This window comes from Nocardia colli, from assembly GCF_008704205.1.
In the GTDB taxonomy this organism is placed as follows: Bacteria; Actinomycetota; Actinomycetes; order Mycobacteriales; family Mycobacteriaceae; genus Nocardia; species Nocardia colli.
The window spans coordinates 269,157-294,061 of record NZ_VXLC01000008.1 but is presented as its reverse complement, the minus strand read 5'-3'; the positions used below and the strand labels follow the sequence as shown (position 1 = coordinate 294,061).

Annotated in this window: 25 protein-coding genes; 15 read left to right on the top strand and 10 right to left on the bottom strand. The window is 67.6% G+C overall.

Features of this window, described 5'->3' with window-relative positions; all coding sequences use genetic code 11:
• Positions 1-137: 137 nt before the first annotated feature.
• The gene (locus F3087_RS20300; protein WP_223885220.1) at positions 138-1,568 is read right to left on the bottom strand and encodes an MFS transporter; all 1,431 of its coding nucleotides are present in this window, start codon (positions 1,566-1,568) and stop codon (positions 138-140) included.
• A 126-nt stretch (positions 1,569-1,694) separates the two neighbouring features.
• Between F3087_RS20300 and F3087_RS20295 the strand changes: the two genes are divergently transcribed.
• Complete coding sequence (locus F3087_RS20295; RefSeq protein ID WP_223885219.1) at positions 1,695-2,264, top strand: TetR/AcrR family transcriptional regulator; 570 nt, start codon at positions 1,695-1,697, stop codon at positions 2,262-2,264.
• Positions 2,265-2,269: 5 nt separating this feature from the next.
• Here the strand turns inward: F3087_RS20295 and F3087_RS20290 are convergent, their stop codons facing one another.
• Entirely contained in the window at positions 2,270-3,274 is a 1,005-nt protein-coding gene (locus F3087_RS20290; RefSeq protein WP_150403570.1) for an AraC family transcriptional regulator, read from the bottom strand.
• A gap of 69 nt (positions 3,275-3,343) precedes the next feature.
• Between F3087_RS20290 and F3087_RS20285 the strand changes: the two genes are divergently transcribed.
• The 3 genes from F3087_RS20285 to F3087_RS20275 all read left to right on the top strand — a co-directional run bounded on the left by F3087_RS20285 (position 3,344) and on the right by F3087_RS20275 (position 6,409).
• Entirely contained in the window at positions 3,344-4,849 is a 1,506-nt protein-coding gene (locus F3087_RS20285) for a flavin-containing monooxygenase (protein WP_150403569.1), read from the top strand.
• A 124-nt stretch (positions 4,850-4,973) separates the two neighbouring features.
• Entirely contained in the window at positions 4,974-5,384 is a 411-nt protein-coding gene (locus F3087_RS20280; RefSeq protein WP_150403568.1) for a nitroreductase family deazaflavin-dependent oxidoreductase, read from the top strand.
• A 104-nt stretch (positions 5,385-5,488) separates the two neighbouring features.
• On the top strand, positions 5,489-6,409 hold the full coding sequence (locus F3087_RS20275) for an LLM class flavin-dependent oxidoreductase (protein ID WP_150403567.1): 921 nt from the start codon (positions 5,489-5,491) through the stop codon (positions 6,407-6,409).
• A gap of 6 nt (positions 6,410-6,415) precedes the next feature.
• Here the strand turns inward: F3087_RS20275 and F3087_RS20270 are convergent, their stop codons facing one another.
• Entirely contained in the window at positions 6,416-7,138 is a 723-nt protein-coding gene (locus tag F3087_RS20270; RefSeq protein WP_150403566.1) for a hypothetical protein, read from the bottom strand.
• 134 nt (positions 7,139-7,272) lie between these two features.
• Here F3087_RS20270 and F3087_RS20265 point away from each other — a divergent pair, with 134 nt between their 5' ends.
• Positions 7,273-8,031 carry a class I SAM-dependent methyltransferase gene (locus F3087_RS20265; protein WP_150403565.1) on the top strand — a complete coding sequence of 253 codons (759 nt, stop codon included), beginning with the start codon at positions 7,273-7,275 and terminating at the stop codon, positions 8,029-8,031.
• Positions 8,032-8,079: 48 nt separating this feature from the next.
• Here F3087_RS20265 and F3087_RS20260 read toward each other — a convergent pair whose 3' ends face one another.
• Positions 8,080-9,018, bottom strand: coding sequence for an alpha/beta hydrolase (locus F3087_RS20260; protein WP_223885218.1), 939 nt, complete (start codon positions 9,016-9,018; stop codon positions 8,080-8,082).
• Between the two features lie 212 nt (positions 9,019-9,230).
• On the opposite strand from F3087_RS20260, the gene F3087_RS20255 reads away from it, so the two are divergent.
• From F3087_RS20255 to F3087_RS20225, 7 genes are all read left to right on the top strand, one after another.
• Positions 9,231-9,827, top strand: a complete 597-nt coding sequence (locus F3087_RS20255) for an NAD(P)H-dependent oxidoreductase (protein ID WP_150403564.1) — start codon at positions 9,231-9,233, stop codon at positions 9,825-9,827.
• 177 nt (positions 9,828-10,004) lie between these two features.
• Positions 10,005-11,090: a sugar ABC transporter substrate-binding protein gene (locus F3087_RS20250; protein WP_150403563.1), complete on the top strand. Its 1,086-nt coding sequence runs from the start codon at positions 10,005-10,007 to the stop codon at positions 11,088-11,090.
• 69 nt (positions 11,091-11,159) lie between these two features.
• Positions 11,160-11,933, top strand: a complete 774-nt coding sequence (locus F3087_RS20245) for an ATP-binding cassette domain-containing protein (RefSeq protein ID WP_150403562.1) — start codon at positions 11,160-11,162, stop codon at positions 11,931-11,933.
• Positions 11,930-13,165, top strand: a complete 1,236-nt coding sequence (locus F3087_RS20240) for a sugar ABC transporter permease (RefSeq protein WP_150403561.1) — start codon at positions 11,930-11,932, stop codon at positions 13,163-13,165. Before F3087_RS20245 ends, F3087_RS20240 begins: the two co-directional genes overlap by 4 nt.
• 24 nt (positions 13,166-13,189) lie before the next feature.
• Entirely contained in the window at positions 13,190-14,398 is a 1,209-nt protein-coding gene (locus tag F3087_RS20235) for an ROK family protein (RefSeq protein WP_150403560.1), read from the top strand.
• 124 nt (positions 14,399-14,522) lie between these two features.
• Positions 14,523-15,332: an SAM-dependent methyltransferase gene (locus F3087_RS20230; RefSeq protein WP_150403559.1), complete on the top strand. Its 810-nt coding sequence runs from the start codon at positions 14,523-14,525 to the stop codon at positions 15,330-15,332.
• Positions 15,333-15,385: 53 nt separating this feature from the next.
• Positions 15,386-16,657: a sensor domain-containing diguanylate cyclase gene (locus tag F3087_RS20225; protein WP_150403558.1), complete on the top strand. Its 1,272-nt coding sequence runs from the start codon at positions 15,386-15,388 to the stop codon at positions 16,655-16,657.
• A gap of 3 nt (positions 16,658-16,660) precedes the next feature.
• Here the strand turns inward: F3087_RS20225 and F3087_RS20220 are convergent, their stop codons facing one another.
• Positions 16,661-17,260, bottom strand: coding sequence for a TetR/AcrR family transcriptional regulator (locus F3087_RS20220; RefSeq protein ID WP_150403557.1), 600 nt, complete (start codon positions 17,258-17,260; stop codon positions 16,661-16,663).
• Positions 17,261-17,350: 90 nt separating this feature from the next.
• On the opposite strand from F3087_RS20220, the gene F3087_RS20215 reads away from it, so the two are divergent.
• Positions 17,351-18,688 carry a nuclear transport factor 2 family protein gene (locus F3087_RS20215; protein WP_191094064.1) on the top strand — a complete coding sequence of 446 codons (1,338 nt, stop codon included), beginning with the start codon at positions 17,351-17,353 and terminating at the stop codon, positions 18,686-18,688.
• Here the strand turns inward: F3087_RS20215 and F3087_RS20210 are convergent.
• The 4 genes from F3087_RS20210 to F3087_RS20195 are packed head-to-tail and all read right to left on the bottom strand — an operon-like array spanning position 18,677 to position 22,087.
• Positions 18,677-19,009 (bottom strand): DUF4873 domain-containing protein, encoded by a 333-nt coding sequence (locus F3087_RS20210; RefSeq protein ID WP_150403555.1) that lies wholly within the window; start codon positions 19,007-19,009, stop codon positions 18,677-18,679. The two genes, F3087_RS20215 and F3087_RS20210, sit on opposite strands and share 12 nt — an antisense overlap.
• 8 nt (positions 19,010-19,017) lie before the next feature.
• Complete coding sequence (locus tag F3087_RS20205) at positions 19,018-20,091, bottom strand: ferredoxin--NADP reductase (protein WP_150403688.1); 1,074 nt, start codon at positions 20,089-20,091, stop codon at positions 19,018-19,020.
• 2 nt (positions 20,092-20,093) lie between these two features.
• The gene (locus F3087_RS20200) at positions 20,094-21,098 is read right to left on the bottom strand and encodes an AurF N-oxygenase family protein (RefSeq protein WP_150403554.1); all 1,005 of its coding nucleotides are present in this window, start codon (positions 21,096-21,098) and stop codon (positions 20,094-20,096) included.
• On the bottom strand, positions 21,095-22,087 hold the full coding sequence (locus tag F3087_RS20195; protein ID WP_150403553.1) for a diiron oxygenase: 993 nt from the start codon (positions 22,085-22,087) through the stop codon (positions 21,095-21,097). The genes F3087_RS20200 and F3087_RS20195 overlap by 4 nt, the downstream gene beginning before the upstream one ends.
• 153 nt (positions 22,088-22,240) lie before the next feature.
• Here F3087_RS20195 and F3087_RS20190 point away from each other — a divergent pair, with 153 nt between their 5' ends.
• On the top strand, positions 22,241-22,588 hold the full coding sequence (locus F3087_RS20190) for a DUF4873 domain-containing protein (protein WP_396897569.1): 348 nt from the start codon (positions 22,241-22,243) through the stop codon (positions 22,586-22,588).
• 161 nt (positions 22,589-22,749) lie between these two features.
• Positions 22,750-23,847, top strand: coding sequence for a CSLREA domain-containing protein (locus F3087_RS20185; RefSeq protein WP_150403552.1), 1,098 nt, complete (start codon positions 22,750-22,752; stop codon positions 23,845-23,847).
• 130 nt (positions 23,848-23,977) lie between these two features.
• Here the strand turns inward: F3087_RS20185 and F3087_RS20180 are convergent, their stop codons facing one another.
• Complete coding sequence (locus F3087_RS20180; protein WP_150403551.1) at positions 23,978-24,841, bottom strand: AfsR/SARP family transcriptional regulator; 864 nt, start codon at positions 24,839-24,841, stop codon at positions 23,978-23,980.
• Positions 24,842-24,905: the final 64 nt, after the last annotated feature.

Genomic DNA, 24,905 nt, shown 5'->3' with positions numbered 1-24,905 from the left:
CCTCCCGAACGCTGGGAGTTTAACGCGGCGCGGCGTGGCGACCGGGGAGCGGATCTCGGCCAGGTCGGATACGCGGAAAGCTGGGGCCCCGCGCCGCCAGTGGGCGCCGGACCTCCGGCTTCCTGCATCGAAGGGGATCAGCTGGTCGTGCGGGTGCTCCGGAACGTGAGCGCGACCAGGAAGGTCAGCACCGCGATGCCGACCGCCACGGCGAACGCCGTCGTGGTGCCGCTGACCAGCACCTGCTGGGGCGATCCGGTCGCGCCCAGCGCCGCCGTGCCGAACACCGTGACCAGAATGGCCAAGCCGAGCGCGGAGCCGGTCTGCTGCAACGTCTGCAACGCACCGCCCGCCGCGCCGGCGTCGCTCGGCGGCACGCTCGACATGATGATCACGTTCAACGGCGAGAACGCCAGTCCGATACCGAACCCCATCAGCACCATCGCCACGAACAGCAGCGGGAAATATCCGCTGTCGGTGCGCAATTGCGTCAGCAATGCCAATCCGGACCCCATCAACGCCGTGCCGACCAGGGTCACCGGCTTCGGCCCGAACCGCGGCAGCAGCCGGGGGATCAGCCGGATCATCGTGAACATCAGCACCGCGGTCGGCAGGAACGCGAAACCCGTTGCCAGCGCGCTCAATCCGCGCACCTCCTGGAGGTACTGGGTGAGGAAGAAGAACATCGACATGCCCGCCATCGGCCCGAGGAACATGTTGGCGTAGGCGGCGGCGCGATTGCGATCGGTGAACAGCCGCAGCGGCAGCAGGGGCTGTGCCGTGCGCAGTTCGATCGCGACGAACGCCACGAGCAGGAGCACGCCCGCGGCCAGCGAGATGTCGGTGGTCTCGTTGCTCCAGCCGTTCGAGGCGGCGCTGATGAAGCCGTAGACCAGCGCGGCCACACCGCCGGTCGCGGTCACCGCGCCGGGCAGATCGAGGCGGGCCGGCTGGCGCACCGCGTCGGGCAGGTACCGCAGCGCGAGCAGCACGACGACCAGGCCGAAGGGCACGTTGATGAACAGCACCGAGCGCCAGCTCAGCCATTCGGTCAGCAGGCCGCCGAGGATGAGGCCGATGGCGAAGCCGGCGCTGGACATGCCGGAGAACAGCGCGAGCACCCGCATCCGGGCCTTCGGTTCGCTGAACGTCGTGGTCAGCAGGGCGAGCGTGCTCGGGCCGGCCATGGCCGCGCCGATGCCCTGGACGACGCGGGCGACGAGCAGCCAGGTCGCCGACGGCGCCAAGCCGCCGGCCAGCGAGGCCAGGGTGAACAGGGTGGTGCCCGCGATGAACAGGTTGCGCCGGCCGAACAGGTCGCCGGCCCGGCCGCCGAGCAGCAGCAGGCCGCCGAAGACCAACGTGTAGGCGTTCATCACCCAGGACAGGCCGGTGGCACTGAACTCCAGGTCGGTGCGGATGCGCGGCAGCGCGACATTCATCACGGTGATGTCGAGGATGATCATCAATTGGCAGGTCAGCAGGGTGACCAGCACGAGGCCGGAACGGAACGGCCGGGTGCTTGGAGCGGACGTGGGGGTGCCCGCGGAGATGGTGTTCGTGGACAAGAAGCGCTCCATCGATTCGTGAGCTAAACGGAGAGAGTCTCCGCTTCCGATAGAGCTATCATATGGAGAGATTCTCCGTTTACGCAAGACTAACCGGAGACTTCATCCGTTTCCACTGGAGGGACCGTGGCCGAACCGTCGACCGCGCGGCCGATGCGGGCCGACGCGCGGCGCAACTATGAGCGCATCGTCGAGTGCGCGCGCGAGGCGTTCGCCGACGACGGGCCCGAGGTGCCGTTGGACGACATCGCGCGCCGCGCCGCGGTCGGCCCCGGGACGCTGTACCGGCACTTCCCGAATCGGGAGGCGCTGATCGAGGCGGTGTATCGGGCCAGCATCGAACAGCTGAGTCAGCGCGCCTACGAATTACTCGAAACCGAGACTCCCGCAGACGCATTCGAGCAGTGGATGCGCGAGCAGGTGGACTTCGTGATGGACAAGCGCAGTCTCACCACCACGTTGAAGGCGCTGATCGATCACGACTCCGAGACCTTCGCCCTGTGCCGGGGGCTGATCAACGGCGCGGCCGCCGCGTTGTTGAAATCCGCACAGGACGCGGGCGTGATTCGCACCGATATCGAGCCGCGCGACATGCTGCGGCTGGGCCACGGCATCGGCATCGCCTGCGAGAAGACGCCGGAGGCCGCCGAGCGACTGATCGGGGTCACGCTCGACGGGTTGCGCGTCGCCAAGTAGCCGGCTCACGTCCGGTTGCGGCGAATCGCGGTCGGCGTCGTGCCCCACCATCTTCGGCAGCAGCGGGTGAAGGTCGACTGCTCGGACAGTCCGATGATCGAGGCGACCTGGCTCATCGGCATGTCGGTGGTGGTGAGGTAGCGGCGGGCCTCGTCGCGGCGGACGTCGTCGAGGATGGCGGCGAACGAGCTGCCCTCCGCGGCCAGGCGGCGTTGCAGGGTGCGCGGGTGGACGGTCAACAGCTTTGCGACGGAACCGATTTCGGGCGCGACGGTGCCGAGTAACTGTTGCACGGTGGCCCGGACCTTGGGCACCACCGAACCATCGATGCCGCCCGCCTGCCCGGCCAGGAATGCCATCGCCAACCGGTGCAGGTTCTCGTCACCGCCGCTCAGCGGCAGCCCCGGCAGATTTCGCGGCACCCGCAGCGCGGCGTACGGCCGGTTGGTCCGCACCGGTGCGCCGAAGAATTGCTCGTAGCGGGCGATCGGCGCGGGCGGCCGGTACGGCAGCTCGACCGAGAGGAGCCGGTAGTGGTCGCCGGCCAGCCGTTCGATGGTGTGGTGCACGAACGCGAGGCCGAGATCGGTGGCCTGGATAGGCGACAGCATGCCCGGCTGCACGCCGTAGTGCAGAGCGAGCACGCCGCGATCGCCGTAGGGGTCCGGTTCGGTGGTCAGCGTGAGCGCGCGGGCATGCAGGAACAGGTAGCGCGCCGAGCATTCCAGGACGTGGGTCAGCGACGGCGAGTTCCGGATGGCCAGGGCGAGCGGGCCGAGCATGTCGAGGTCTTGGCGGAGTGAAATGCGCAGGCCGAGGTCGTCGCAGTCCAGGCGCTGCGCGGCCAGTTCGAGCACCGCGGCCAGGGCTTGATCGGGGATCAGCAGGTCGTCGGTGTCGAGCGCGGCGATCGGCAGCCCACAGGCCAGGGCGTACTGCTCGGCATCGCCGCCGAGTTCGGCCACCGTCGCGCGGAAGCCGCGCAGCCCGGCGGATCTGATCACGCTCATGTCGCCCAGAGTCAAATACTTGTCGCGCAAAGTCAAGAACGCGCGTCGATTCGGTCCCAGACTGGGACCATGAGCGAGACCGTAGCCACCGAACACCTCGATGTCGTGATCGTCGGCGCCGGTCTGTCCGGCATCGGCGCCGCCTACCGGTTGCAGACCGAATGCCGCGGCAAGACCTACGCCGTGCTGGAGGCGCGCGCCGCGATGGGCGGCACCTGGGATCTGTTCCGCTATCCCGGCATCCGCTCGGACTCGGACATGTTCACCCTCGGCTACCCGTTCAAGCCGTGGCGCGAGGCCAAGTCGATCGCCGACGGGCCGTCGATTCGGCGCTACATCAACGAGACCGCCGAAGAGTTCGGCATCGACCGGCACATCCGGTATCAGACCAAGGTGCTCGCCGCCGACTGGTCGAGCGAAACCGCCAGGTGGACACTGACTCTCGAAGAGCGCGACGCCGCGGGCGCCGTATCGCGGCGCGAGCTGACCTGTGGCTTCCTGTACGCGTGCGCCGGCTACTACAACTACGACCACGGGTACACGCCCGAATTCCCCGGTCTCGCTTCGTTTTCCGGTCAGGTGGTGCATCCGCAGTTCTGGCCCGAAGACCTCGACTACGCCGGTAAGCGCGTCGTCGTGATCGGCAGCGGCGCCACCGCGGTCACCCTCGTGCCGTCGATGGCCGGGCAGGCCGAGCTGGTGACCATGTTGCAGCGCACGCCGACCTGGATCAGCGCGGTGCCCGGCCGGGACAAGTACGCCGACCGGATCCGTGAGCTGCTGCCGCCGGAACTGGCGCACCGGGTGATCCGCACCAAGAACATCCTGTTCTCCATCGGCTTCTATCAGTACTGCCGTCGCCGTCCGGCCGCCGCGCGCAAACTGCTCACCGCGCTCACCACGCGAATCCTCAAGGACGAGAAGGCGGTTGCCGAACACTTCACGCCCACCTACAACCCGTGGGACCAGCGCCTGTGCGCGGTCCCCGACGCCGATTTCTTCCGGGCGATCAAGAAGGGCAAGGCCGAGGTCGTCACCGATCACATCGATAGCTTTGTGCCGGAAGGCATTCGACTGAAGTCCGGCCGAATTCTCCAGGCGGACATCGTGGTTACCGCCACCGGCCTGCAAATGCTGCCCTTCGGCGGCATCACCCCGCGCGTCGACGGCGCGCCGGTCACCCTGTCCGACCAATTCATCTGGCAGGGCGCGATGCTCACCGGCCTGCCCAACTTCGCCGTCTGCGTCGGCTACACCAACGCCTCCTGGACGCTGCGCGCCGACCTGAGTTCCCGCTTGGTCTGCAGGGTCATCAACCATATGGACCGCCGCGGTTACGCCGCCGTCGTCCCGAAGCCCGACGGCAAGCTCAACCAGCAACCGCTGCTCGACCTCGCCGCCGGCTACATCCAGCGCTCGATCGCCGACTTCCCGCACCAGGGCGATCGCCACCCCTGGAAGGTCCGGCAGAACTACCTGCTCGACTCCGCCACCACCCTGCGCACCGACCTGAACAAAACCCTCGCCGCCACCCCGAAGTCGGCCGTCCGCGAACCAGTCCTGGCGCTGCGCTGACCGTCGAACGGGACATCACCGCGCCCCGCCCGGCGTGTCGCCACAGTGATGTCCCGTTCGCCGAGGTGATCTTCTCGATAGGGTCGGGGGGACGGCGTGTGCCTTCCGACGTGAGGAGTTTTGGATGTCCGACTGGAACGCGAGCATCATCGAAGAATTCCATGCCAACGCGGGCAAGGTGGGTGGTCCCTTCGAGGGGCACGATCTGCTTCTGCTCACCACCACCGGCGCGAAATCCGGCCTCCCGCGAACCAGCCCGGTCGCCTTCATCCGTGACCAGGACCGCGTCGTCATCATCGCCTCCAAGGCCGGCGCCCCCACCAGCCCCGACTGGTACCACAACCTGCGCGCCAACCCGGAGGTCTCGGTCGAGATCGGCACCGAAACCCACAAGGCCACCGCCACCCCGATCACCGAGGGCCCCGAGCGCGACCGCCTCTACGCCGCCATGGTCGAGGTCATGCCCGGCTTCGCCGAATACGAACAGAAGACCGACCGCGTCATCCCGGTCGTCTCCCTCGCCCTCGAGGACTGACGCACTCCGCTTCCCGTGGTGGTGGACCGGCCGGCGGCGCTCGCCGGGCCGCCGCTGACCTCGGGTCGCTGACGTCGTCGACCAGTCGGGTTAGGGTCGAAGCCATGCGATACGCGATCTCGATTCCGCAGCATGCCGCCGACGGGGGTTTTCGGCCGAAGGAGCTGCGGGAGTATCTGGATCGGGCCGAGGAGCTCGGGTTCGAGGGTGCGTGGATGACGGAGCAGGTGCTGGGGGCGGCACCTAGTTCGAGTCCGTTGGAGACGTTGGCGTTCGCGGCGGCGTGCAATGAGCGGTTGCGGCTGGGGTGTGCGGTGTTCGTGACGCCGCTGCACAATCCGGTGCATCTCGCGAAGCGGATCGCGACGGTGGATCAGTTGAGCCGGGGACGGCTGGAGGTCGGCGTCGGGATCGGCGGGCGGGGCCGGATGTTCTCGGCGTTCGGTGTAGATCCCGAAGACAACCTGGTGCGGCGATTCAACGAGGGCTTACGGGTGATGAAGTCGCTGTGGACCGAGCCGACGGTCGATCTCGACGGCGAGTTCTGGCAGCTGGCCGACGCCGCGATGGAGCCGAAGCCGTTCCAGAAGCCGTACCCGCCCTTGTGGTTCGGCGGCAGTAAGCCCGCGGCACTGCGGCGAGCAGTGCGCCACGGGGACGGGTTCTTCGGCGCCGGATCATCGACGACCGCGCAGTTCGCTGAGCAGGTTCCGATCGTCCGCGCGGCCCTGGCCGAATCCGACCGGGAAGCAACAGATTTCCGTATCGCCAAACGCGTCTACATCGCGGTGGACGACGACGCCGACCGTGCTCGGCAACGGATGTCCGAGGCTCTGATCGCCCAATACGGCGACTACGGCAAGAAACTACTGCCGGTCGCCGTCTGCGGATCGCCGGAAACCTGCGTCGAAGGACTACGTGCGGTCGCCGCGGCCGGCGCCGAAATGATCCTGATCAACCCGCTTTTCGACTCGGCGGCCCAGATGGAACGGATCACCGCCGAGGTATTGCCGCACGTCGACTGACGCGGTCTAGGCGGCAACCCAAACCCGCAGCGGGCCAACCGGCGTGTAGCCGTGGTGGATCGCCGCGGTCAGGTCCGCGTCCCGCTCGTAGCCGACAATGCTCAGGCCGGGCCACAATTGGTGAACCGCGCGCAAACAGCCGGCCCAAGCCTCGGCAGCCTCGATGCCGTCATAGAACAGATTGGTCACACCCACCACGTTCCGGCTTCGATGAGCGACCGCGCCGGCGGTGAACCGGTCGTCATCCCGGCGGCCGAGCACCGCCACCGAATCGTCGGCCAGCAGCTCCGGTCGAAATATCTTGCGGAGTAACGGATCCCTGCTCCAGGCGCTTGCCCATTCGGTCAGCGTGGCAGGATCATCGATCGATGTCCAACGGCGTGACGAGGCCGGCGGCGGAAGGTCGGCCGGTCGATAGATCCACTGCGCCTCGAACAGGACGCGGAAACCTGCCGCACTGAGATCCAGACACGCGAAGCTGTCCTTGACGGACGCGCCGGGTGCCGTGCGATCGATTCGGCCCAGCAGCTGATCCGCGGTCGTCTGCGGGCTGAGGGTCACCGCGTCCGGATACAGCGGCGGGGTCCGCCGGGCGTTCGCCCACGCGGTGGCATCGAAGTCACCGGTCAACCCGTGGGATCGGCACACCGCCGCGCACCACGCGGCATTGTCGAGCGCGGCCGCGCGCACCCACTCGTTCGTGTCGATCCGCGCGGTCACGGTACCCATCGTTACAGATTACGGAATCGTGATGTAACCCTGCGGTTTTGTCCTTTCCGTGCAGGCGAATATCGGGCATCATCCGATTGGTATCGAATCGGCCTGGGGCAGTGGCCGGTTACCTCTGGCGGGGCGGTTCTTCCATGGATTGGGTAAAGCTGTTTTTCGAGACCGCGCCGATGTGGTGGGGTCCGCAGACGGTGCGCGAATCGGACCGGCAGCGCGCGGCATCCATCGCGCGGCTGGCGGGCGACGGGGTCGAACGAGTCCTCGAATTGGGTGCGGGCAGCGGGACGACCGCGGTGGTCATGGCGGATCTCGGCTACTCCGTGACCGCGGTGGAACTCAGTTCGGTGCGCGCGCAGCAGGCGCGGGAGCGCGCGGCCGAGGTCGGCGGGCGCGACCTGCGGATCATCGAGGGTGATTTCTATCAGGTCGAGCTCGGTGCGCAGTTCGACTGCGTGGTCTATTTCAACGGCTTCGGGGTCGGCAGCGACGCCGATCAGCGAAAGCTGTTGCGCCGGGTCAGCGGTGAATGGTTGCGTCCCGGCGGTGCGCTGATCCTCGATGTGTTCAGCCCGTGGAAATGGGCCCGCGCCGCAGGCGAGATCGATCACGAGCAGTACCTCGTCGACCTCGCGAACCTGACCGACTACGACCCGCTGACCAGCCACTTCAGCGACCGATGGTGGCCGGTCGACAAAGAATCCCAGGCCCTCGATCAGTTCGGCCGCTGCTACGCGCCCGCCGACCTGCTGCTGTTGGCCGAGGGCACCGGCCTGACCGTGGAGCGGATGGAACTCGACGGCGCGGAACTCCGGACAGACCAGCGGAATTCGACAACGCACCCGCTCTGGGACGCCTGGGAATACCAGGCCGTGCTGCGCCGGGAAACCACCTGACCGCGAAGCCGTGCTGAACAGGATTGTCCAGCACGGCTTCTCGGCGGATCAGGCGCCGATCGAGCTGAGCAGCATCGGGAGCGCGTTCTGCATCTGCACCTTCCAGGCGTCCCAGTTGTGGCCTTGCCCGGGCACATAGCGTTCGTCGACCTGGGCGCCCAGCTCTTGCAGGTGGTCGACGAAGCGGAAGTTCTGTTCGTAGGCAAGCGATTCCACGGCATCGCCCTTGCCGTAGGAGACGAACAGCGGGATGTCGGTCAGCTGGCCGGCTTGGCTGTAGGGATTGTTGGCGACCCAGATATCACGATGGTTCTGGTAATCGCCCCAGACCCGTTTCCAGTCGGCGGCGCAGCCCTGGCCCGGCTTGTCGGGTTCGCCGGGCGCGCCCGACTCGTGCAACGGGTCCACGTTCCCGCTGAACGAGGCGGCGGAGTTGAACCAACCCTGGTGGGCGGCAGCGAACTTCATCGCGCCGAGACCGCCCATCGAGTTGCCCGCGATGGCCCGGGTGGTGTTGGCGTGGTAGGTGGATTCGAGGATGGTGCGGACATCGCCGAGCAGGTACTTCTCCCACGCGGGTGGTCCGCCGTGGCCGTCGTTGTACCAGTCGGAATAGGCGCTGCACCAGCTGGTTTCGGGCAGCACGAAGATGGCGTTCTTGCCCGCGGTGAGCGCTTCGAGGTTGCCCTTGTCGGTCCAGGATTTGTGATCGTCGAAGCCGCCGTGCAGCACCCAGACGGTCGGCCAGCTGCGCGTGGATTCCTTCGTCCAGCCCGGCGGCAGCAGCAGCCGGACCACCTTGACGGACCAGTCCGGCCCCTCGAGGTTGGGGGAGGAGACGCCGATATCGAGAATGCGGTCACTGACCCGGGTTTCCCAGCGGACCGTGCCCGCTGCGGCCCCGGCGGGCACATCGACCGTGAAAGGCAAAGTGAGGCTGGTGATTACGGTGGCGATGGCCAGGGTCAGTCGGCTGAGTCTGGGCAACAGGTGATCCTTTCCTCCCCGGATCGGCTCCGAACCGCTCGATCCCGCAGGACTGAATCTAGAGCAGATCACCCCTTTGCGAATAGTGTTGTTCGCAGATTGGGACTTCTCACGAACTGCCGGACCCGGCTGAATCACCCTGCAAAGCAGCGCTTCTCGACCGCAGAACCCGATGGACAGCGAATGCGAACCCATCCGGCACAGTGATCCACATGCGTATCGCGGTATACCTGGCCCACCCCCGACCCGACAGTTTCAACAGAGCTCTGTTCGACGCGGTCGTAGACGAATTGCGGGGGCACGCGGTTGATGTCGTGCCGCACGATCTCTACACGGAGGGCTTCGATTCAGCCCTGTCCGCAACGGATACCGAAACCGTCGACAGCACAACGGCCGACAACGAACAGGTCCGCCGATACCAGAACGAACTGGCCGAACTCGACGCCCTGATCTTCATCCACCCGAACTGGTGGGGCATGCCACCGGCCATCCTGACCGGCTGGATCCAGCGAGTCCTCACCCCCGCCGTCGCCTACAAACTGACCGACGCCGCCGGCGAGCCCATCGGCCTGCTCCGAGCCAAGCGCGCCCTTGTCCTCAACACCTCCGACACCACCGAAGAACGCGAACGCGACATCTTCGGCGACCCGCTACAGCAGATCTGGGCCGCCTGCGTCCTGCCCTACATCGGCATAGAAGACGTACGCCGCAAGGTATTCCGCACCGTAACCGACTCGACCGACCAGTGGCGCGCCACCTGGCTCGCCGAAGCCCGCACCCTGGCCGCCGCGCTCGCCACGGACTACTAGACCGATCGGATCACGTGAGCACATGCTCACGTGTCCTGATTGTTATCTCGAACAACAAATTGGTCGCTTGAACAGGTTGTGCTCTGGGTCACAGTCGAATATGTTGCAGCGAACAACATTCGCTCGACCTCGACCGCCCGGGCACTCCGGGGCGGTGGTTCCACGAAAGGCCCCCTCATGCGTAAGGGCATTCTCGGCGTCGCGGCCGTCTCGGTCGCCGTGCTGACCTCCTTGACTTTGACTGCTTGCGGTGACGACTCGAAGAGCTCGGGAGGTGGCGGTGCCAAGATCGGGGTGATCCTGCCGGACAGCAAGACCTCGGCCCGCTGGGAGACCGCGGACCGCAAGTACCTGCAGCAGGCGTTCGACTCGGCCGGCGTCAAGGCCGACATCCAGAACGCGCAGGGCGACAAGACCGCCTTCCAGACCATCGCCGACCAGATGATGACCAACGGCGCCTCGGTGCTGCTGATGACGAACCTGGACAGCGGCACCGGCAAGGCCGTGATCCAGAAGGCCAAGTCGCAGGGCGTCACGGTCATCGACTACGACCGGCTCACCCTCGGCGGCGGCGCGCAGTTCTACGTGTCCTTCGACAACGTGAAGGTCGGCAGCCTGCTCGGCGAGGGCGTGGCGAAATGCCTGACCGACAAGAACGCGAACAAGCCGGTCGTCGCCTACCTCAACGGCGGCCCGACCGACAACAACGCCACGCTGCTGAAGACCGGCTACGACGGCGTGCTGAAGCCCAAGTTCGACGCGGGCCAGTTCGTAAAGGGCCCGGATCAGGCGGTCCCGGAGTGGGATAACACCCAGGCGGGCACCATCTTCGAGCAGATGCTCACCGGCACGCCGAACATCGGCGGCGTGGTCGCCGCCAACGACGGCCTGGCCAACGCCGCGATCGCGGTGCTGAAGAAGCAGAAGCTCAACGGCCAGGTGCCGGTGAGCGGCCAGGACGCCACGGTGCAGGGCTTGCAGAACGTGCTCAAGGGCGACCAGTGCCTGACCGTCTACAAGGCGATCAAGAAGGAAGCCGAGGCGGCGGCCGAACTGGCCATCGCGCTGACCAAGGGCCAGCCGGGTCAGGCGAACGGCACGGTGAAGGATCCCGAGGCCAAGACCGACGTGCCGTCGGTGCTGCTGGAGCCCAAGCCGATCTACGCGCAGCAGGTGAAAGACGTTGTCGCGGACGGCTATGTGACCAAGGCCGAGCTGTGCACCGGCGAGATCGCGAAACTCTGCGCGGACAACGGCATCTGATCGCATCAGCCCCTTCCGCCGTTTCGATGAGGGGACGGCGGAGGGGGCTCCCTTCTCAGGAGCATCACCATGACGGAAACGCCCGTAGTTGAATTACGCGGCCTGGAAAAGAGTTTCGGGGCGGTTCACGTCCTGCACGACGTCGCCTTCAGCGCCTACTCGGGTGAGGTGACCGCGCTGGTCGGCGACAACGGCGCCGGAAAGTCCACGCTGGTCAAATGCATCGGCGGCACCCATCCGATCGACGCGGGCGAGTTCCTGTTCGAGGGCAAGCCCGTTCAGGTGCACAGTCCGCGCGACGCGGCCGCCCTCGGCATCGAGATCGTGTACCAGGACCTCGCACTCTGCGACAACCTCGACATCGTGCAGAACATGTTCCTCGGCCGCGAACGCAAGAACGGCATCGTGCTCGACGAGTACGCGATGGAGGAACTAGCCGGAAAGACCCTGGAGAGCTTGTCCGTTCGGACCGTGAAGAGCGTCCGCCAGCAGGTGTCGAGCCTGTCCGGCGGCCAGCGGCAGACGGTCGCGATCGCCAAAGCCGTGCTGTGGAACAGCAAAGTGGTGATCCTGGACGAGCCGACCGCCGCGCTCGGCGTGCAGCAGACCCAGCAGGTGCTCGAACTGGTGCGCCGCCTGGCCGACCGCGGCCTCGCGGTGGTGCTGATCTCGCACAACATGAACGACGTGTTCGCGGTCTCGGACCGGATCGCGGCGCTGTACCTGGGGCGGATGGCCGCCCAGGTCCGGACCTCCGATGTGACCCACGGCCAGGTCGTCGAACTGATTACGGCAGGCCGCAGCGGCGCACTGGGCCTGGACGCGAATGGAGCCAAGGGATGAGCGCCGTTACTACCGAAACGCCCACTACTGCACCGGTTTCCGAGTTAGTGAACACCTACGTCGGCCGGGTGCGCAGCGGGGACATGGGTGCACTGCCGTCCGTGCTCGCCCTGGTGATCCTGTCCTGCGTGTTCTGGGCCGCGCGCCCGGTCTTCATGTCCGAGGCCAACTTCGCCAACCTGTTCACCCAGGGCGCGGCCATCGCGGTGATCGCGATGGGCCTGATCTTCGTGCTGCTGCTCGGCGAGATCGACCTGTCCGCCGGCTTCACCAGCGGCGTCTGCGCGGCGGTGCTCGCGGTCTTGCTCACCGACCGCGGCTGGCCCTGGTACTTAGCAGTTTTGGCGTCGCTGCTCACCGGTGTGGTGATCGGCCTGACGATCGGCGCGATCGTGGTGAAGATCGGCATCCCGTCGTTCGTGGTCACCCTCGCGGCATTCCTTGCGCTGCAAGGCGTCGCGCTGAAGATCATGGACAACGGCCGCAACATCTCCATCCGCGACGACACCATCCTCGCCATCGCGAACAAGAACGTCCCGCCGCTGCTCGGCTGGCTGATGTATCTGGTGCTCATCGCCGGCTTCGCGTTCCTGCAATATCGGAAACTGCGGGCCCGCAACAAGCTCGGGCTCACCGGCGAGACCGCGCCGGTGATCGTGGCCCGGATCGTGGCGGTCGCGGTGGTGCTCGGCGTCGCGGTGCTGGTGCTCAACGGCGAACGCAGCCGCAACCCGGAACTGCACTCGCTCAAGGGCATGCCGATCGTGGTGCCGTTGATCGCGGTGCTGTTGCTGCTGTGGACCTTCGTGCTCAACCGGACGTCGTTCGGCAGGCACATCTACGCGGTCGGCGGCAACGCCGAGGCGGCCAGGCGGGCGGGCATCACCGTGGATCGGGTGAAAATCCTTGCCTTCGTGCTGTGTTCGACGATGGCCGCGGTCGGCGGCCTGGTCGCGGCCTCCCGCGCCAACTCCGTCGATCCGAACACCGGCGGCAGCAGCGTGCTGCTGCTCGCGGTCGGCGCGGCGGTCATCGGCGGCACCAGCCTGTTCGGCGGACGCGGCCGAATGCTGGACGCGGTGCTCGGCGCCGCGGTGGTCGCGGTGATCGACAACGGAATGGGCCTGATGGGCTACAGCGCGGGCACGAAGTTCGTTGTGACAGGATTCGTGCTGCTCTTGGCGGCTGGCGTAGATGCCTTGTCGCGCAAGCGCACAGTACTCCGTAGGTAACTCACGCATAGCGAAGGACGGTGAATGCGAGCAGCCCCCTCTCCTGATGAGATCCGCAAGAGCAACCTGGCAGTGTTGCTCCGGCACGTCCATCGCGACGGTCCGGTCTCGCGGGCCACGCTCGCGGAGCGAATGGGGCTGAACCGCAGCACCATTCTGGCCTTGACCGCCGACCTGGCCGCGGCCGGTCTGATCCGCGAGGAACTTCCGGGTCAGACCGGCAAGGCGGGCCGTCCCTCGCTGGTGGTGCGGCCGGAATCGGAGCGGGTCTACGTCATCGCGCTGGACGTCGGTGCCGACCGGCTCGCCGCGGCCCGGGTCGGTTTGGGCGGCTCCGTTCTCGATCAGGTCGAAACCACCAGGCCGCGTGGCACTTTCGACCCGGACGACGTAATCGCCTCGCTGGCCACGATGGCCCGCGAGCTGATCGGCAAGGCCGCGCGCGACGCCCTGTGCGTCGGTGTCGGCGTGGCGTTCTGCGGGATGGTGCGCGAGGAGGACGGCGTCGTCCGCTACGGCCCGAACATCGGCTGGGTCGACGTGCCGTTCGGCGCCAGCCTGACCAGGGAACTCGACCTCGGCCTGCGCGTCGTCGTCGGCAACAACGCCAACCTCGGCGCGCTCGCCGAACGCGAACGCGGCGTCGGCGCGGGCCTGTCCGACCTGATCTACCTGCACGGCGACGTCGGCATCGGCGCGGGCATCATCATGGGCGGCCAGCTGCTCGGCGGCGAGGGCGGCTACGCGGGCGAGGTCGGTCACATGATCGTCAACCGGGACGGCCGTCCCTGCGCGTGCGGCTCGCACGGCTGCCTCGAGGTCGAGGCCGGCGAGCTCGGCTTGATCGCCGCGGCCGGACGCGACGACCCGGCGGGGCGGGCCGCGGTCGAGGCGATCGTGGAGGCCGCCGCCCGCGGCGACTCGACCGCCAGGGACGCGCTGCATCAGGTGGGGGACTGGCTCGGCTACGGCGTTGCCAACCTGGTCAACATCTTCAACCCGTCGATGGTCGTCTTCGGCGGCGTGCTGCGCGAGATCTATCTCGCCTCGGCCGCCCAGGTGCGCAGCCGGGTCGCGGTCGACGCGCTGCTCGCGGTCCGCGAACGAGTGCGCCTGCGCACCTCGGCGCTCGGTGGAGACGCGACCTTGATCGGCGCCGCGGAGCTCGCGTTCACCGATGTGCTGACTGACCCGGTGCAGACGCTGGCCCGGATCTCCGCCGCGCGCGCCTGAAACCGGGTGTGGGCCAACCACGGTCGGGCGCGAGCTTCCCGCTGCTCACCAAAGCCGACTACTATGCGCAGACCACCGTTCGGGTGATCGAGCACACGATGCGTGAGCGACAAAAGGGGTTTCGATGGATAGGCCGGCGTGGGCGCCCGAAGGCGTGGATATGCAACAGGCGAGCCCGGCACGAATGTACGACGCGCTGCTCGGCGGCTCGCATAACTTCGACATCGACCGCAATGCCGCGGAAATGGCCAAGCAGCTGGTACCGGATCTGCCCCGGCTGGCGCTGAGCAACCGGGCGTTCCTGCGCCGGGCGGTGCGTTTCCTGGCCGATTCCGGAATTCGTCAGTTCCTCGATATCGGGTCGGGGATTCCGACAGCGGGAAATGTGCATGAAATCCTGCAGACCATCGATCCCGATATTCGGGTGCTCTACGTGGACATCGATCCGGTGGCGGTCGCGCATTCGCGCGCGATCCTGCGGGGCAACAGCCGGGCCGCCGCCATCGAGGCGGATCTGCGCAAGCCGGCCGAGCTGCTCGATCGGGCCGGCGATACCGGGTTGATCGATTTCGACCAACCGGTCGGTCTGTTGTTGATCGCCGTATTGCACCTGCTCTCCGATGACGACGAGCCGGTCAAGAAGGTCGCCGACCTGCGAGCCGCGGTCGAACCGGGCAGCTACGTCGCCATCTCGCACCTGACCTCGGAGATGCGACCCGAGGATGCGGGCAAGCTCGGTGCGCACGCGACCGACAAGAGTCGAGTTGGCATCCATTTTCGCAATCGGGACGGCATCGTCGCTATGTTCGATGGATGGGACCTGATCGAGCCCGGCGTAGTCGAGTTGCCGGTCTGGCGCCCGGAGTCCGAGCGGGATCTGCACGAGGCGCCGGGCCGTTCGCTCGGGCTGGCCGGCGTCGGTCGAAAGGTCTGAAGCGCGAACACGAACCAGCAGGGGGTCCCTGAGTGGGGTCGCACGAGCTAGCGATGCGGTGGGCCGAGGCGCTCGACGGCGCGGTGGCCCCCACCCTCACGCGGACCCAGATCGAGGCGATGCTCGCCGGGCTCGGTGCGGCGCTCGAAGCGGTGGTGCTCGGCACCGCCGAGCTCAGCGTCGCCCGCGAAGCCGCGTCCGTGCTGGTCGCGGCCAACTATCGGGACGCGGTGGCGGTCAGCCGCTCGGTGGTGGTGATCTGCCACGACCTGGTGGCCGACGTCTGCCCGGACCGCGGCGGCGCGGACTACGAGCGGATCCGCGATCGCGCGGTGATCGCCGCCGCCGAGTTCGCCGCGGGCTTCACCGCGGCGCTGCGGTCGGCGGCGCTGGCCGAGCAGGAGGCCACGTTGGTGGCGACGCTGGCCGCCGCGCACGATGCTGAGGCTAAACGGCAGCTGTCCGAAGCCAGGTTCGCTGCCGTCTTCGCGGGCGCCTCGGTCGGCATCGGCACCATCGATGTCACCGGAAGGGTGCTCGACGCTAACCTGGCGATGGCCGAAATGCTCGGTCTGCCAGTGGAAGTCATGCCCGGCCAGACCGTGGACGCGCTGCTCGGCCCGGCGAACATCGGGTATGCCTTCGCCGAGTTACAGCGGCTGCTGAGCGGGGCTTCCGACCGGTTCCGGCTGGAGACCGATCATCTGCGCCCGGACGGCACCATCACCACCATCGACCTATCCATGTCGGCCGTGCGGGACAGCGCCGGGCAGGTGCGATTCCTGATCGGGGTGGCGGTCGACATCACCGAGCGCAAGCAGCTGGCCGACCGGTTGTGGCACGACGCAAACCACGACAGCCTCACCGGATTACCCAACCGCACACTGTTCTTCGACCGATTGGCGAACGCGAGCCCGCCGATCGGCGTGTGTTATCTCGATCTCGACGGGTTCAAGGAGATCAACGACGTGTGGGGACACACGGTGGGGGACAAGGTACTTCGGGTGGTCGGGCAGCGACTACGCGCGGCCGTGGAGCCGGTCGACGGGCTGGTCGCCCGGCTGGGCGGCGACGAGTTCATCGTCTTGATCGAAAAGTGCACGGGCGCGGAGAAATTGGCCGAGGTGTCCGGCTGGCTGTCGCACGCGCTGGTGGAGGCGATGGAGGTGGAGGGCCATCTGGTGACCGTCGCCGCCAGCATCGGCACCGTCTTCCTCGACGATGTGCCCACCGCGCCGGACCAACTCATGCACGCGGCCGATACGGCCATGTACCGCAACAAGGCCGCGCAGGGCATGCGCGAGTCGCGGTTCCGGCAGCGGTAACTGTCAGCGAGCGTTCAGCGCGCGCAGTAGATGGTCGGCCAATCGTTCGAGGTAGTCCGGCTCGGCCTCGGCGTGCCGGACGCTCAACCGCCAGAACATCGGTCCCGCAATCAGATCCAACGCCAGTTCGACGTCGGTATCGGCGGGCAGCTCGCCGCGCTCGATGGCCCGCTGCAACAGCTGGAGCCCCAGCGCTCGTCGCGGCTGTCCGATGGTGGCCCTGACCGCCTGCGCCAGAACGGGATTGCGGCCGGCCTCGGCGGTGAGATCGGGCAGGATCGCCGCCATTCTCGGATGGGTGAGCCAGGTGTGCAGCAGCGCCAGGGCGGCCATCAGGTCGGTGCGCAGCGCGCCGGTATCGGCGAACTCGGCCAGCTCGACGCTGAACTCGCCGAGCACCGAGACCACCATGTCCTGCTTGGACGGCCAGCGCCGGTAGAGGGCGCTCTTGCCGACGCCCGCGCGCTTGGCCACCGCCTCCATCGACAGCCTGGCGTAGCCGTTCTCGGCCAGTTGCTCCATCACCGCCGCGGTGACGGCGGCGGTGATCTGCGGTTGCAGGACGGCGGCACCGGTGGGAGCGCGTCGGGGCTTCTCGGACATGGCCGCAGTATACGGAATGGACGATACGGTACCGTCTCGACTATATTAGGACGGGACGGTACCGTATCGTCCATATGAATGGGAGGGCTCATGCCGCAATCGGCACGCACCCCGGCCGAGGTCGTCGCGGAGGCGTTACGGCTGCTCCTGGCCAAGGACATGGTCGGATTCGCGGGACTCTGGGCGGAACGGGGCAGCATCGAATTCCCGTTCGCACCGGCCGGGTACCCGGCGGAGGTGACCGGGCGCGCGGCGATCGAGGACTACCTGCGCGACTATCCCGAGCAGCTCGACATCCGGGCGATCGACGCGCCGACCGTGCACGTCACCGAGGACCCCGAGGTCGTCATCGTCGAGTTCGCCGCCGACGGCATCGCCGTCCGGACCGGGCGGCCGTACCGGATGCGCTACATCGCGGTGATCACCGTGCGCGCGGGCGAGATCGTGCACTACCGCGACTACTGGAACCCGCTCGCCGCCGCCGAGGCCCTCGGTGGCGCCGGTGAGCTCACGTCGTTCGGTGCTACGGAGGGGAAGTCCATGAGTGAAGCGACCATCCTGGTCACCGGCGGCACCGGTACCACCGGAAGCAGAATCGCCGCGGGACTCGTGGCGGAAGGCGCAGAGGTGCGGATCGCCAGCCGGAACCCGCAGGGCGACAATCACATCCGATTCGATTGGCACGATCCGGAGACGTACGGGCCCGCGCTGAACGGAGTGGACGCCATCTACCTGGTCCCGCCGATCGGCGCGACCGATCCGGCCTCGATCGTGGAACCCTTTCTGGCTCAGGCGGTTCAGGCCGGTGTGCGGCGCGTGGTGCTGCTCGGCTCGTCGGCGGTTTCCGCCGAGGCACCGGGGCTGGGAAAGCTATACGGCGCAGTGCGCGGCGCGGTGCCGGAATGGGCGGTGCTGCGCCCGTCCTGGTTCATGCAGAACTTCGTCGGCGGACATCCGGTGGCGGCAGGCATCCGCGCCGCGGGCGAGATCGTGACCGCGACCGGGGACGGCCGGGTGGCCTTCGTCGACGCGGAGGACATCGCCGCCGTCGCGGTGCGCGCGCTGCTGGATCCGGTTCCGCACAACACCGAGCACGTGATCACCGGGCCGGAGGCGTTGAGTTACGCGCAGGCCGCCGTCATCATCGCCGAGGAGACCGGGCGCGTGGTGCGGCACGAATCGGTCGGGGTCGCCGAATTCGCCGACCTGGTGCGCGAATCCGGCGTGCCCGCCGACTACGCGGCGTTCCTCGCCGGGCTCGACGACGACATCCGGCGCGGCGCCGAAGACCGCGTCACGTCGGTGGTGCCGGACGTGACCGGTCGGGACGCCGGGTCGTTCCGGGCGTTCATCGCCCGCAACTGGACTGAGCTGGCGGTGGACATGGCGGCGGAAGTCGTTGTGCTGCCGGGTGGTTCAGTGCACTGAGCGCGGTCCGTCGAGCTCGGCCAGGCTGTTCGGCACGAAGAACGGCGGCGTGCTGCGGCCGCAGATGCGGTAGCGGCCCCAGAAGTCGAGGTCGCCGATCCGGGCGGGGGCGGTGCCGAAGGCGGTACTGACCTCGCCCGCCGCTTCGTCTCCGACGGCGGCGGCGAGTTCTCGGTTCGGCCGAATCCGCCCGTACCAGCGGTAGATTCCGTCGATGCCTTGAAAATGGCCGCGCAGGGCCAGTTCGACGGGGATGCCGGCGCCGTCGATGGTGACGATCGCCGGTCCCTCGTAGTCGTAGTCGTCGGCGGGGTCCGTCATGATCGGTCCTATTGGTCGAAGGCGATGTCGACATGGTCGGTGAGCGGGACGGATTGGCAGGCCAGGGTGAGGCCGACGGCGAGGTCGGCGTCGACCAGGGTGTCGTTGCGCAGCATCCGGACCTCCCCGGAGCGCACGGTGCACGCACAGGCGCTGCACGCGCCCTCGCGGCAGGAGTAGGGGGCGTCGAAGCCGCCGGCGAGCAGGACATCCAGCAGCGGCGTGTGCCGCGGCCACGGCAGTTCCAGTCGGCGGCCGTCGAGTTCCACCGTTGCGGTGGCCGGGGTTTCGGCGTCGTCGCGATCGATCACGATCTCCGCGAACGGATCACCGGTCAGTGACCGGTAGATCTCGGTGTGCACGTGTCGTTCGGTCATCCCGGCGGCAATCATCGCGGCCCGCGCGGTGCTCATGAATGCCGTTGGGCCGCAGAGGAAAGCATCGAAGCCGGTGTACGGCCAGAGGCGTTCGGTCAAGGCCTCGGCGGTGGGCAGCCCCCGCGCCGACTCCAGCCAGTGGTCGACGAGGAGTCGATCGGGATACTCGGTCATCATGTCCGCCAGTTCGGTGCCGAAGATGACCGAGGACGCGTCCCGATTGGCGTAGAACAGATAGATCGTGCCGGTGCCCGCGACCAAGGCCGATTTGATGATCGAGATGACGGGGGTGATGCCGCTGCCCGCGGCGATCATCAGCAGGTCGGCGTCCAGCGACTTGGGGGTGAAGACGCCGGACGGGGACAGGGTAGTCACGCGCAGGCCGGTAACGGCGTTGTCGCACAGCCAATTCGACGCATAGCCGCCCTCGGTGCGTTTGACCGTGATGATCAGATCGTCGTCGAGATGCGGTGAGCTGGACAGCGAATAGCAGCGCGCGACCGAACCGGTCCGCTCGCCCGGGATGCGCAGCGTGAGGAATTGCCCTGGGCGATGGCGGAATCGCTGGGTCAGCAGATCCGGCACCTCGAAGACCAGCGAGACGGTATCGGCCGTCTCGCGGATCACCTCGACGATTTCCAGTTCGTGCACGTGGGTGTTCGCGGTCGCCGCGGGTAAGGGCGCGGCGGTGTCCGGGTCGGCCATGCTCACGCGGTCCCCGACAGCTCGGCCATGACGTCGTCCGGCAGTGCGCGGGCCAGCCGCAGGATGCGGGTGCTGACCGCCCCGCGGACGAACCCGATCTCATATCCGTAGCGCAACAACATCTCCCCGGCGAACTTGGCGTTCTCGCGGTAGTTCGGGCTCAGCAAAGCGACGGCCAGCCCGTGCAGCGGGTGGATGCCGACCGAGCGATAGACCCGAGGCGTGACGATGGCGGGCTGGATGCCGAACACCATGACCGAGAACGCCAGCCGGTGCGCGGCATTGACCAGCTTGCCGTGCTTGGCGATCTGGCGCACGAGTTCCTCACGGGCATAGGTGATGTGCCTGGCCTCCTCCAGCACGTGAATCTTGTTGAGCTGCCGCATGTGTGGCTGAATGCGCGGATCGTCCATGTTCTCCCGCTGCAACCGATCCAGGGTCTCCTCGACCAGCAGCAGCCCGCCCATGGTGGCCGGGCCCATCGGGACCAGGCCGATCAGCCGTACCGCCTTGAACAGCGGCTTGGGCAGGAACGGCTGATAGGCGCGCAGGCCGGACTTGTTGATGAGCCTGCTGAACATCGTGGAATGCCTTGTCTCCTCGCCGACTTCGGCCAGCGCGTAGCGGCTGTGGTCGTCCCCGGGGTCCCCGTGTTCGAGGTATTGGCGCAGCAGGAACGCGGACAGGCCGGACTCCACGATGATGCCGAAGCTCAGCGCGCTGACCGCCTCGTGCATGCCGAGCGTGCGGCGCTGCTCCTCGGTCAGCCGGTCCCACAGGTACGTGCCGTACAGCGTCTGCCGATGATCGAGCATCCACTTCTTGTCCGGATCCAGCGGCGCGTCCCAATCGATGTCGACCTCACCGTCGTACGCGCGATCGGCCGCGGACCGCAGCAGGCGCTGGGCGGTCTTCTGCCGGTCGCCGACGTTCTTGCCGCGGGTGGTCGACATGCCCGCCGTGCTGACCGCGTGCCGGTTGGCCGGCGTGGTGTCGTGGGTGGTCATCGCTGCCTCCTCGAGGTGGTGCCGGGCCAGACGCGGCCGAGCCGGAGAATCGTTGTGGTCAGTGGGCCGCCGAACAATCCGATCTGAACGCCCTGGCGCACAAAGGATTCGGTGTAGGTGCGGGCCGAGGCCGAGTAGTGGCGGCTGAGCAGAGCGGTGGGCAGGGCGTGCCGGGCGCGCACGCCGGCCGCGCGATACGGGCGCGGCGCGATGAGCGCCGGATAGAGCACGCTGGTCGCCGCCGCGGTCCAGAGCGCGGCGATCGCGTTGGAAAGCCTTCCGTGCTCGTCGATTTCGGCGATCAGCTCGTCCTGCGCGTAGGCCAGATTGCGTTGCGCCGCGACCCGGTGGATCTTCATCAGCTGCCGTAGATGCGGCTGGACGTCCGGATCGTCGGCGATCGCGGCGGCCAGGTCGTACATGGCCTGCTGGATCAGCAGTGTCACCGCCGAGGTCGCGGTGTTCTTCGGCGTCAACAGCACCAGCCGGGAAACCACCTGGGCGAGCACCGGTCGTCGATACGGAGCGAGGCCGCTCTTGTGCACCATCCGGCCGAACATGGCCATGGTGCGGCTGTCGGCGTGGATGCCGGCCAGCGCGGCGCGGGTCTCGTCGTCGGCCGGGCCGGAGGCCTCGATGATCTCGCGGAACAGCAGCATGGACCGGGCGGCGTCGGCGTAGACGGCCAGCGTCAGCAGGTTGGCGAGCTCGTATCTGGCCAGGGTGGCACGCTGTTCGGTGCCCATCCGATGCCACAGCCAGGTGTCGTGGATGGTGCTGAGATTGTCCGGCAGCCAGTGCTTTCCGGGATCGATCGGCGCCGACCAGTCGATATCCAGGTCGCCGTCGTAGGTTTCGTCCGCGGCGTCGAGCAGCAGTCGCCTGGCGCTGAGCCTGCGCTCGGCGACGGTGCGTCGTCGCCGTACCGGTGCACCCGAAGTGGTTGTCGGCGAGTGGAATTCGATCGGCTCGGGGCTCGGCGTTCCCATCGTGCTCGGCTCTCTTCCGGGTCACGCGCGTGCGTCGCCGGCCTCGACCCGCAACGGCGCACGATCGCGAAAGTTGTATCCGGTACCGCTGGTACCGATACCCTTGAGTCTGGAACCGCCGGTCGGTATTGTCAAGATTGTCTGAGACACGGAATGGCCAGGTTCGAAAAGGTGGACGCCATGGCGCAACGCAGCGCAGCCGACCGCAGCCCGCACGCCGGCGCCGACTACTACGGTGACGCAACGCTCGTCGTGCGCGGCGTGGAGGTGCCGGTCCGCCTGGAACTTCGCGGCTACCCGGAGCCGACCGACGGCGTCTACCGCTGGGTCGGGCGCATCGAGGCCAACGACGCCCTCACCGAGATCCTCGGCGACGAGCAGCGAACCGCCTGCGTGGTGCGCGCCGGCGCGGACGCTCGGCCCGCTGTGGTGGGCGACCGCGACCTGTGGGATCGGTACCGGATCATGGGCAAGAGCACCCCGCCCTATCCGCTGCCGTAGGTGTCCTGTCGACACGCCCGGGGCGATTGTGCAATAGCGAAGGAACTGTCCGACCGGCCACGGCACGGGTTTCGGTTCTGTTAGAACCGAAACGACTGAGACAGTGCGTCGGGCAGGCGCCGTCTCGATCCGGAGCAGTCGTGCCGAGAGTGGTTGGTCAGATGAAGATTTCGCCTATTTCGATGATCGGTGTCGTATTCCTCGGCGTGCTGTGCGGAGCGCCGCCGCGTGCGGCCGCGGATACCGGTTCGGCGGGGACGTCGCCCGAAGTGTTCACCGTGACCACCACCGCCGACGGCGCGGCGGCGAATCCGTTCGACGGGCAATGCCGCACCGACGCCGGCGAATGCACGCTGCGCGCCGCGGTGCAGGCCGCGAATGTCCGCCCGGGCAGCACCATTCGAGTTCCCGAGGGCCGATACGAGCTGACCATCCCGCCGAACTTCTGGAACACCAACGGCCCCTTGATCGACCCCGCCACCGGCGATCTCGACGTCAACGCCGACACCACCATTCAAGGCGCAGGGCAGGATCGCACCGTCATCGATGCCGGGCACCGCGATCGCGCCGTGCTGACCACGGCGCACGTCTCCATCTCGGGGCTCACCATCACCGGCGGCAATGCGGCCGAGCACGAGATCCCGCTGTTCGAGACCGGCGGCGGCGGAATCGCCAACTCCGGCAAGCTGATTCTCGATCACGTGACCGTCACCGGGAACGCCGCCGACTACGGCGGCGGCATCTTCAATATCCCGGTCGCAGACCTGAAAGCCACCGACAGCATCATCACCGGCAATGCGGCGGGCGAGGCCGGGGGAGTCCGCTGCGACAACACCTGCACCTTCACCCGCACCGCGATCACCGGCAACCACGTGGTCAACCCGCGCACCAAGTGGTATCGCTTCGGCGGATTCGCCGGCCGCGGCGGCGGACTCGACATCCGCGGCGTCGGCGAGGTGGTGCTCATCGACACTGTCGTCACGGGCAACAGCGCGGACGAGGGCGGCGGCGGCATCAACATCGCCCCCGCCTATCTCGACACCCTGCCGTATCAGTTCACCGATGTCGTCAATCCCGGCATGGGGCATCTGATTCTGCGCGGTTCGACCATCGCGCAGAACACCGCGGGACTCGGCGAGCAGAACTGCAAGAAGGTGTTCGCCGTCATCATCTCCACCGGCGGCAATCTCGGCAACGATCACTCCTGCGACCTCACCGCCGCGGGCGACGAGGTCCGTCCCGATGCGGGTATTCGCTGAAAATATCACGACCAGAAGGAAATTCGCTATGGGATCGTTCAATGTGGGCGATTGGATGACCGTTCTCGGTCAGGCCTTCGCCTGGGTGATGTCGATGCTGGTGTCCGGCGCCACCGCCGGATCGTCCTGATCAACTCGCTTGCCGCGCGGCCGGGTAGGTCCGGAAACCGCGCACGAGAGTTCCGGTGGCCCGGCTGGCCGCCGTGCGAATCGAGGTGTCCCGCAGCAGCAGTCCCGGGTCGTGGTCGAGCAGTCGCCGCTCCAGATCACGCAGCGCGGGACCCGGCTCCACCCCGATCTCGTCCATCAGCAACCTGCGTACCTTTCGCAGCTCCGCGAGCGCGTCGGCCTGCCTGCCGCTGCGGAACAGCGCGACAACCAGTAGCTCCCAACGACGTTCGCGATACGGCGCCTGAATAACGGCCTCGCTCAAGGCCGCAACCGCCGCCGCGGTGTCCCCGGATGCCAGCCGGGCGGCCTGCAACTCCTCGATCGCCAACTCCCGCAGCTCCAGCAACTTCGCCCGCGCTCCGAGCAACTCCGGCGAATCGCCGAGCTCGGCCCACGGCTGCCCGCGCCACAACGCGAGACTCGCGCGCAGCGTGTCGACCGCCTCGGCCGCCCTACCGTCGACCAGCGCCCGAAGGCCCGCGGCGACCAGTTCGGTGAACTGCCCGTGATCGGTCTGCTCGGACGCGAGCAGCAGCCGATAACCGCATCGATCGAGCTGGAGCAGCCGGCCGGAATGCGGCCCGAGCGCGGCGCGCAACCGGTGCACCACGACCCGCACATTGGCGCCCGGCTGATCCAGCGCCGCACGCCCCCACAGATATTCGGCCAGCACCTCGTTCGAGACCGGCGAGCCCGCCGCGAAGGACAGGGCGGCCAGCAGCTGGCGCGGCCGCGGCGCCCGCAGATCGATCGCAACGCCGCCGATCTCGATCTCGATCGGCCCGAGAACTCGGCACATGACCGTATTCGTCAGGTTTTCCACGATTCCTCCGCACAGCAATTTGTCCGGGTAGTAGCCCCTAGGTTAGGCGCGGCCACCTGCGGAA